6 protein-coding genes, 1 tRNA gene and 1 rRNA gene are annotated in these 9,443 nt (G+C 70.9%); 5 read left to right on the top strand and 3 right to left on the bottom strand.

Annotated features, from left to right (window positions below; all coding sequences use genetic code 11):
• The 4 genes from rrf to J5Y10_RS09555 all read left to right on the top strand — a co-directional run.
• Positions 1 to 93 (top strand): 5S ribosomal RNA (rrf, locus tag J5Y10_RS09570); the annotation flags it as partial.
• 33 nt (positions 94 to 126) lie between these two features.
• Positions 127 to 203: transfer RNA gene (locus J5Y10_RS09565), tRNA-Met, on the top strand.
• Between the two features lie 143 nt (positions 204 to 346).
• Positions 347 to 811, top strand: coding sequence for a GlcG/HbpS family heme-binding protein (locus J5Y10_RS09560; protein ID WP_209372960.1), 465 nt, complete (start codon positions 347 to 349; stop codon positions 809 to 811).
• A complete protein-coding gene (locus J5Y10_RS09555; protein WP_209372958.1) occupies positions 808 to 2,196 on the top strand; it encodes a M20/M25/M40 family metallo-hydrolase in 1,389 nt (462 codons plus the stop codon). Before J5Y10_RS09560 ends, J5Y10_RS09555 begins: the two co-directional genes overlap by 4 nt.
• Before the next feature lie 53 nt (positions 2,197 to 2,249).
• On the opposite strand, the gene J5Y10_RS09550 is transcribed toward J5Y10_RS09555, so the two are convergent.
• The 3 genes from J5Y10_RS09550 to J5Y10_RS09540 all read right to left on the bottom strand — a co-directional run bounded on the left by J5Y10_RS09550 (position 2,250) and on the right by J5Y10_RS09540 (position 8,264).
• The gene (locus tag J5Y10_RS09550) at positions 2,250 to 2,438 is read right to left on the bottom strand and encodes a hypothetical protein (protein ID WP_209372957.1); all 189 of its coding nucleotides are present in this window, start codon (positions 2,436 to 2,438) and stop codon (positions 2,250 to 2,252) included.
• 148 nt (positions 2,439 to 2,586) lie between these two features.
• Positions 2,587 to 6,354, bottom strand: a complete 3,768-nt coding sequence (locus tag J5Y10_RS09545; RefSeq protein ID WP_209372955.1) for a translocation/assembly module TamB domain-containing protein — start codon at positions 6,352 to 6,354, stop codon at positions 2,587 to 2,589.
• Complete coding sequence (locus tag J5Y10_RS09540) at positions 6,354 to 8,264, bottom strand: autotransporter assembly complex protein TamA (protein WP_209372953.1); 1,911 nt, start codon at positions 8,262 to 8,264, stop codon at positions 6,354 to 6,356. Before J5Y10_RS09540 ends, J5Y10_RS09545 begins: the two co-directional genes overlap by 1 nt.
• A 22-nt stretch (positions 8,265 to 8,286) precedes the next feature.
• Here J5Y10_RS09540 and J5Y10_RS09535 point away from each other — a divergent pair, with 22 nt between their 5' ends.
• Complete coding sequence (locus J5Y10_RS09535; RefSeq protein ID WP_209372951.1) at positions 8,287 to 9,438, top strand: amidohydrolase; 1,152 nt, start codon at positions 8,287 to 8,289, stop codon at positions 9,436 to 9,438.
• The last annotated feature ends 5 nt before the right edge of the window (positions 9,439 to 9,443 follow it).

The following is a 9,443-nucleotide window of genomic DNA, read 5'->3' as shown; positions in this document are numbered from 1 at the left end:
CCACACCCGATCCCATCCCGAACTCGGCCGTGAAACGCCCCTGCGCCTATGGTACTGCGTCTTAAGACGCGGGAGAGTCGGTCAGCGCCAGGCCACCAGACCGGATAGATATGATACCAACACCCCCGCGGGGTGGAGCAGCCCGGTAGCTCGTCAGGCTCATAACCTGAAGGTCACAGGTTCAAATCCTGTCCCCGCATCCAAATCACATCTCCCGAAAACCCCAGCCCCCCCCGGTGACTGGGGTTTTTCGTGTTCCGTTGCTGAGCGACGACAGCCTCAAGGCTTGCGTGCATGGCCACGCGGCATAGAACGGCCTCCGAACCGTCTCGGGAGTGCCGCGCTAATGCCCAATCAGCCCACCGGATTCCAGCACGGAATCACCTTGCAACAGGCCCAGACGATCGTAGCCACGGCCCTCGCCGAGGGACGCCGGCTGGAACTTGCCCCGCTCACCGTTGTCGTCCTCGACGCCACCGGCCAACTCAAGGCAGTTCTGAAGGAGGATGGCTGCAGCCTGATGCGGCCGGCCATCGCACATGGAAAGGCTTATGGCGCGATGGGCCTCGGCTTTGGCGGCCGGGAACTGGCGCGGCGTGCCCAGGCCATGCCGGGATTCATGAACGCCTTTTCCGATCTGGCCGGCGGCTCAGCCGTGCCTGTCCCCGGCGGTGTGCTCGTCCGTGCCCCGGACGGTAGCATCCTGGGCGCAGTCGGTGTGTCCGGTGACGCATCGGACAAGGACGAGCTCGCGGCAGTTGCCGGCATTCAGGCTGCGGGCCTGACGGCCGATACGGGGGACACGGCATGAGCGTGCTGGAGAACGTCCTCGCCCGGATTGACACAGCGGAAGCCGAGATCCGCGCCCGGTATTTCGACTTTCTCCGTATCCCCAGTGTCTCCGCCCAGCCGCCCCACGCGGCCGACTGCCGGAGCGCGGGTGAGTGGCTGGTCGCGGAGTTAAGCTCGATCGGCTTCTCCGCCGAGCTGCGGGAGACGAAGGGTCATCCTGCCGTGGTTGCCTTTCATCCTGGCCCCGGCGGCAGCGCCAAGCCGCTCCTGTACTACGGCCATTACGACGTGCAGCCGGCCGAGCCCTTTGAACTGTGGACCTCGCCACCCTTCGAACCGACCATGAAGGAGGGGCGGAACGGCCCCGTTACCGTTGCGCGCGGCGCGGTGGACGACAAGGGACAGGTCATGACTTGGCTCGCCGCGATGCGCGCTTGGCACGAAGTTGCCGGAGGCCCACCCACTGCCATCCGCGTCCTGGTGGAAGGTGAGGAGGAGATCGGCAGCCCTAGCCTGGACGCCTTCCTGGAACAGCATGCCGCCGAACTGTGTGAGGCGCGGGCGGTGGTCGTCTCCGACACGAACATGTGGGATCCGCGCACCCCTGCCATTTCCGCACGGTTGCGCGGCATGGCCTACGCCCAGATTGACCTCTTCGCTGCCTCGCGGGACCTCCATTCCGGTTTGTATGGCGGGATGGCGCTGAACCCCATCAACCTGCTCTGCCGGATCCTTGCGGAGCTGACGGATGCAAACGGCCGCATCCAGCTCCCTGGCTTCTACGACGCCGTGCCGGAGGTCGGCGGCAACCTCGATACGGCCTGGGACTCCCTCGGCTTCGACGAGGCGCGTTTCCTCGGCGACATCGGTCTGTCCGTGCCGGCCGGCGAGAAGGGAATGAAGCCGCTGGTCCGGCAGTGGGCCCGCCCGACCTGCGACGTGAACGGCATCTGGGGCGGCTACACCGGTGAGGGGTCTAAGACGGTCATCGCGGCCGAAGCCCATGCCAAGGTCTCTTTCCGCTTGGTTGGCGACCAGGACCCGACGGCCGTCCTCGACTCGCTTGAGGCCTTCGTAAAGACCAGGATCCCCGCCGATGCGCGGGCAGAGGTCCAGCGCTTCGCCTCGGCACCTCCAGTCGTGGTGCCCGAGGACAGCGCGGAGGTTTCGGCGGCCCGCCGGGCCCTCGCGGCGGAATACGGGCGGGAAGCGGTGCTGATCGGCTCTGGCGGCTCCATCCCCGTGGTGGAGAGCTTCCGCCGCATCCTCGGCCTGGACAGCGTGCTGATGGGTTTCGGGCTAGACGACGACCAAGTGCACAGCCCCAACGAGAAGTTCGATTGGTCCTGCCTTATGCACGGCGCCCGCAGCCATGCCCGGCTGCTGGCGGAACTGGCGAGCTGAAACGAAAACGGCCCCGCTCCCTCCCGGGAACGGGGCCGCCTCTCATGGCAGCGTCAGCGCTTGGCGCTGAGGTCGGCCCGCAACTCTGCAATCCGTCCCTTGATGCTCTCGCGCAGGCTCGGGGAGGTGTGAGGCTTCATTCCCGCAAGGGTCTGCTCCAACTCCGCCAGCAGCCGGCGCTTCTCGTCGCTGTTGCGCCGGATCGGCTTGTTGTCGCTGAACTGTCCTTCGAAGGCGCGCATGCGGCTCCTCCTCTCCCTGTCATTCTAGAGGCCGTTCCGGGGCCAGGGCCGTCGCGCGCGGCACGTGGGCGGCGGCTGGCGCGGCCGGCATGCCGGAACGGGTGGGAGTCTATCGCGTCCGGGGCGGGGCCGGAATACCCGCTGCCGTTCAGTATTCGTACTCGTAAGTTAGGCCGGCCCCCTGGCTATCGGTGCCCGCGCCGCTCTCGAGCTTTAGCCGCGGCGTCAGCTCAATCTCTACTCCCACGCGAGGCGAGCCGGTGCTCGTGCCGGGATCGACGTTCAGATAGATGCCCTGGCCAAGATACCCGCCGGCCTCGATCCCCGGCGTGCCGTCCGCTCCGGTGCCCACGCCCAGGCGATCCAGCCCCAAGGTGCGGCTGACCCGGCCGAAAAAGCCCGTCACCGGGTCTTCCTGCCCGCCCGCCACGGCGCCGGACAGCACGCGCGCCAGCTGTGCGATCTGAAAAGGCGATAGTTTGTCGGCCGAGCGATTGAAGATGAGCCGCGCCAGCACCTCGTCCTGCGGCAGTTCCGGCGAGGAGGTGAACTCGATCTTCGGCGCCCGCGGCGTCCCCGTGACCGTGACGTTGATCGTGGTGGACGACGCTCGGGAGGTGGCAAGCAGGTCGATCTCTGGGGAGGCGATGTCGCCCTGGAAGGTCAGCACGCCCCGCTGGAAGGTCAGGCGCCGGTCCAGCACCGTCAGCGTGCCGCGCCGCAGCCGGAGCGCGCCCTGGGACTCGATGTTGGAGATCGTGCCGCCGATCCGCACGTCGCCGCCCAGCTCCACGTCCAGCCCACGCCCGCGTAGATAGACCTGGCCCGGCGCGCGCAGGGTCACATCCAGCTGCAGCGGCGCGGCACCAGGCGGCGGGGCAGCAGCGCTTGCCTGCCGCGCGGCGCCACGGCGGGAAGCGGCCGTGCCAGGGGGCGGGGGAGGCGCCCCGCGCCCCACCTCCCGCACCTCTCCGATATCTGCGACGCCTCCCGGCAACCCCTCCGGGATGCCGATCACCGAGGACCGCGTGGTGATCGTCCCCGCGAGCCGCATCCCGCGCGCCAGCATGCCGGTCAGACGCATATCCGCGTCGAAGGCGCCGCGGAACAGGTCGCTGGAAACGGGTGCCAGGTTCTGCCCGGCGACGGTCATCTCGATCGGCTGCCCCTCGGCGAAGGGTCGCACCTCGCCGCGCGCCGTCAGCGTTCCCGTACCGGCACGGGCCGTAATGCCCTCCACCACGATCCGGTCCATGTCGCCGCGCAGGTTGCCGGCGATGTCGCGCAGCGCCAGCCCGTATTCCAGGTTGCGGAAGCTGCCCCCGGCGATGCGGGCGCCCCCGGAGATCTGCGGCGCCTGCACCGTGCCGGCGGCGCGCGCGTCGATGCTGACGGTGCCCGCCACCCGGTTGGCGCCGCCCAGGAGGAAGGGCGCGGCCAGCACGGCGATGTCTGTGTTCCCCCGCAGCGTGGCGGAGAGCGGCCCCTTGAAGTCGCTTGGAACCCGCGCGTCCAGGTTCAGGGAAAGGGCGCGGCCCAGCCGGAACTCTGCCCGCGTCTCCACCTGCTCCCCGCGCATCCGGGCGGTGGCCGTCAGCGCGCCTTCCGGCAGGTTCCGCCCCCAGGGTGCGCCGGAACGAAGTCCTGTCCCGCGCAGCTCGCCATCGATGCCGGGCCTAGCAACGGGGCCGGAAAGCCGCACTTCACCCGAGAGCGTGCCGGAGAGCGGCGGGTCCGGCACGAAGAGGTTTGCGACCGAGAGCGGCAGTGCCGAGAGGGTGGCGCGCAGGTCGGCCTGATCCGGTCCCCAGCGTCCGGCCACCCGCAGCGCTCCACCCGGCCGCCCCTGCAGCGCCAACCCCGGCGTGGAGAAGCCGCCCTTCGCGCCGATGAGGATCGTGGCCGGCGCGGAGAGGCGGATGCCGAGCGCCTGCCGCTGCACGTCCAGCGCGGAGAGCTCAATGCGCTTGTCCGGCTGGTCCAGCGCGAGACGGGCCCGCAGCGTGGCCCGGCCGTCCAGCGCGCGCACGTCGCCACGGACATCCAATGCCGCATCCGTCCCGCTCGCCTGGACCGTGCCGTTCACCACCTGACCGGCGGCGCGCAGATTGGTCGCCCGCAGCTCGGCCTCGATCCCCTGGCGCCCCGCCGCTTCCGCGCCCTGAGGGGCCAGCTTGGCAGAAAGCCGTACGGCCCCGCCGAGCGGCATGCCGGCCACGGGCGTCAGCGGCGCGAGGTCGGCCGCTTCCAGCAGCAGATCGGCCGTGCCCAGCTTCCGTGAGAGGTCGAACTCGCCGCGGCCCTCCAGCCGCGCGGGGCCCAGCGCCGCGCGCAGCGTCTCCACGCGCAGCCGGTCACCCTCCTGTGCCGCCCGGGCCTCGGCCGTCAGGTTCAATCCCTGCAGCCGGGCGGAAAGGTTCAGCGCCCCCGCTGGAACGGTGGCGTTCGGCAGGTTCGCCTCAAGGCGCAAACCTTCGAAGCGCCGGCCATAGGCCTCCAGGGACGGGGAGGAAGCGTCCAGCGCCACTGCCGGGGTGGCGACCGGCCCCGTCACCCGCGCCCGGGCCTCCAGCTGGCCGCGCACCGGGACGTTCGGTACGTCCTGCGCTGCCAGGGCAGCGTTCAGCGTCAGGTCCAGCGTCTCTCCGAAAGCGCCCTCGGCCCGCAGCGTCACCGCGCGCCCGTTCACGGCCAGCTCGTGCACCCGCTGCTCGTTCGCCCGCAGCAGGATCGTCGGGGCCGGCCCGAGTAGCCCCGGTGCCGGTTCCGGCAGGCGCGGATCGCGGAGTGTCGCGTCAAGCCGCAGTTCCGGCGCGGCGGTCGTGCCGGTCACCGTACCCTTCGCTTCGATGCCGCCCCAGCCGACCGTCGGCGGAACCAGCCCGGCAAGGGTGTTGGCGTCGTTCACCCGTGCGTCGAAGGCGACGTCGAGATTCGGCCCGACGGTGCCGCGCAACTCCACGGTCGCAGCCCCCGTCTCCACCCGAGCGCGCTCGATCCGCGTCGCGCCGCCCTCGGCGGGCAGGGTGCGCAGGTCGAAGCGCAGCGCGGCCACCGGTGCGGGCAGGAAGCCACCCAGCGCCGCGTCGCCGGCGGCTTCCAGCCCCACGCCGCCGCCGGCCGGCAGGCTCAGCGTGCCGCGGCCCTGCACCCGCGCCGTCTCGCCCATATCGGCCGACAGAGTGAAGCCCGCCCCGGTGGCCGGGCCGTCCAGCGCCACGGCTACCCGCGTCGCCTGCTCGGGCTTGCCGAGCAGCCCGGCCACCAGTCCGCCGCGGGGCTCGTCGTAGCGCAGGTTAATCTTCACGCGCTCACCAGGCGCCAGCGCCATATCGAGGTCCAGCGCGCCCGGCGCGTCCAGCCGCCGCCCTTTGGCGCCGAGGAAGACGCCGTCAGCTCCCAGCCTACCGCCCGCCTCGAGCGAAAGGGTGGCGGGGATGCCGGCCACCGCTGCCCCAAGCTCAACATGCGGAAGGGCCAGGCGCTCGAGGGCCACCTGGACCGGCAGCTGCGGGATCTGCGGCAGCAGCGGCCCGGGCTCGGAGGCCGGGGCAGGGGGGGCATTAGGGTCCGGCACGGGCAGCCGGCTGAAGGTCACCTTCCCCGCGGAGAGGTTGGCCACGCGGAACTCCCGCGAGGTCAGCCGCAGCAGGTCCAGGTCCAGCGCGATGTCCTCGATGACGAGGTACGGCCCCTGGCTGTCGGAGAGCACCACGCGCCCGATGCGTGGCGCGGCGGGCAGCCCGCCATGAAGGTTCTCGATCGTCAGGCCGGGCACGAAGCCCATCGCCAGCCGCGCGATGGCGTCCTGTCCGGGCTTCACGTTCAGCGCCAGCCACCCGGCCAGCACCAGCACGACCGGCAGCACCAGCAGCACGCCGATTACGGCGAGCAGGATCTTCCCCAGGCGGCGCATCAGAAGGCCTGCCCGATGCCGACATAGAGGCCGAAGCCGGAATTGCCGGGAACCTTCGTCAGCGGCATGGCGATGTCCGCCCGGATCGGCCCGATGGCCGTGGCGTAGCGGACGCCGGCCCCGACGCCGATGGCCAGGTCGCCGAATCCCGAGACGGCATCCTGCCCGACGCTGCCCGCATCGGCGAAGACGGCGATGCCATAGGGACCGGTGATGCGCTGGCGCAGTTCCACGCTGCCCTCCAGCAGGGAGAGCCCGCCGCGCGGGGTGCGGTCCGGCCGGCGCGGCCCGATGATCTGGTAGTCGTAGCCACGGACGGAACCGCCGCCACCCGCGTAGAAGCGCAGATGCGGCGGGATCGTCCCTGCCTCCGCCCCGGCCACCGTGCCGTAGCCCGCACGCAGCGCGATGATGCTGCCCTTGTCGCCGGTCAGGTCGAAATACGCGCTGCCCGAACCGCGCACGCGCACGAAGATCTCATGCGTGTCACCGGTGGAGAGCGTGGGCGAGATCAGCAGGTTCGCCCGGTACCCACGCGAGGGGTCCAGCACGTTGTCCGTGCCGTCGAAGCGCGCCCCGAGCGGCAGGGAGATCAGCGTGTATTTCAGGGTCTGGTCCGTCTCCACGGTGCGCCCCACCTCGCCGGCGATACCGGCAGAGACGGTGAGGCGAGGATCGATCTTCCGCTCCAGGGAGAAGCCCGCCGTGACCGCGTCGCGGTCATAGGCCAGCAGGCGCTCCCGCAGGATCGTCACATCCGAAACGGCGGTCGCGTTCAGCCCGGCGAAGTAGGGTTGGCGCAGGTTGGCGCCCAGCCGATAGCCCCAGTCGCTCACCCCTCGCTGCGTAGGGCGGGAAAGCTCGGCCTCCACCCGCAGCCTTTCCGCCGCGCCGAAGAGGTTCCGGTGCTCCCAATAGGCCCGCACCGTGGGGCCGTAGCGCGTCTCATAGGCGCCGGTGACGCCCACCGCCCGGAATGGCCGCTCCGCGACGAGGAAGGTGACGGGAAGCCGCCCATCCGGGTCCAGCCGTTCCCCCGTGCGGGCTCGCACCGTGCCGAAGACGCCCAGCGCCAGCACGTCGCGTCGCACCCGGTCCAGCTCCCGCGGATCATAGACCTCCCCCGCCAGGACGCCGGAGGCGCGGCGGAGCAATTCTGGGTCGACGTTCTCGGAGCCTTCCACCGCCGGCTGGGCGAAGCGGGCGCGCGGCCCGGGCTGGACGAAGTAGACCACCTCCATGGTGTGGGAATCATGGTCTACGGTGATCTGCCGGCGCGGCACGCTGGCGAAGGGGTGCCCCGCCTCGCGCAGCCGGGTCAGCACCGTTTCCTGGGTGGAGTTCACCGCCTCCGCCCTGGCAGGGTCGCCCGGACCCAGCCCCGCCACCTGCCCGGCGCCGGAGATGTCGGTATCCGCCACATCCGGCCGCAGCGTGGCGCTGGAGATGGTGTATTGCGGCCCCGCATCGGCGGAGACCACCACCGGCACCGGTTCCGTCCCACGGTTGGCCAGGCGCAGGGCCAGCCCGGCAGCGTCCGGCGGCTCCCCGGCCAGGGTGATCTTCGCCGTGCCGCCGTAATACCCCTGGGAGCGCAGGGCGAGGCGCAGGTTGCCCTGATCCTGCAGCGCCCGCGCCACCAGTCCCTCCGCGCTCGTCGGCACGCTCTCCCGCAGCCGGCGCAGCACGGAGACACCCTCCATCGCCGCATTCAGCGCCGAATCCCCGGTCGGGGTGAAGGTCACCGCATAGGACCGGACCGGGCCGTCCGAATCATCCGGCTCCGGCGCGGCGGCCGGGCGCGGCGCCTCGTTCGACGTTCCCTCCGTGGGGCCTCCTGCCGATTGGGCGAGCGCCGGGCCGACCAGCAGGAGGGGAATCAGCGCAAGACCGGGGTGGAGAGAACGCAAGGGAAGGGCTAACTCCTCGATTATGGACCAGAACCTCACCGAGACCCTTACACGCTGGCGCCGCCACCTTCACGCGAACCCGGGTGTCACGGGGGATGAAGGGCCCACGGCGGAATTTGTCGCCCAACGTCTGCGTGAACTCGGTGTCACGGAGGTCGAGACGGGGATCGGCGGCCACGGTCTCGTGGCCACGATCCGGCGCGGCGGGGGCAACCGCAGCGTCGGGCTGCGCGCCGATATGGACGCCCTGCCGATCCAGGAGGCGAGCACGAGCCTGGCCTACCGCAGCACCAAGCCCGGCGTGATGCATGCCTGCGGGCATGACGGGCACACCACCGCGCTCCTCGGCGCCGCGGCGCTGCTGCTGGGCGACGAGAGCTGGTCCGGCACCGTCCGCCTCGTCTTCCAGCCCGCGGAGGAGGGCGGCGGCGGCGCCCGCGCCATGATCGAGGACGGGCTGTTCAGCCGGTTCCCGATGGATCGCATCTTCGGCTGGCACAACTGGCCCGGCCTTCCCGTGGGCACGATCGCCGTGCATGAGGGGCCGGTGATGGCGGCCGGCCGCCGCTTCCTCATCGACATCGAGGGGCACGCCGGCCACGCCGCGCTTCCGCACCTGACCCACGATCCCATCGTGGCCGCCGGTCACGCCGTGGTCGCCTGTCAGTCCATCGTCTCCCGCAACCTCGACCCGCTCGACTCGGCCGTGGTGTCGCTGACCACCATCCAGGGCGGCGAGGCCTGGAACCAGATCGCGGCGAAGGTCACCATCCGCGGTTCCATGCGGTTCCTGCGTCCGGAGACAGGTCGGATGATCGAGGAGGGCCTGCACCGGATCGCCCGCGGCCTGACCGAGACCTTCCAGGTCAAGGCGACAGCCGAGGTTCTCTCAGGGGTGAACGCCACCATCAATCATCGGGCCGAGCGCGACCTAGCGGCCGAGGCGGCTTCCGCCGTCACCTCCGTCCGCCGCGACCTGCCGGCCGCCATGACGGGCGAGGATTTCTCCGAATTCCTGGGCGAGGTGCCCGGCGCCTTCGTCTGGATTGGCAATGGCCCGACCGATGGCGGGCGGGAGCTGCACCACCCGAACTACGACTTCGACGACCGCGTGCTGCCCGTGGCCAGCGGCTTCCTCGCCGAGGCCGCGAAGCGTGCCCTGATGGCCGGATAGGCCGC

Source organism: Roseomonas indoligenes, from assembly GCF_017813365.1.
GTDB classification, from domain to species: domain Bacteria; phylum Pseudomonadota; class Alphaproteobacteria; order Acetobacterales; family Acetobacteraceae; genus Roseomonas; species Roseomonas indoligenes.
This window is presented reverse-complemented; position numbering and strand designations above follow the sequence as displayed.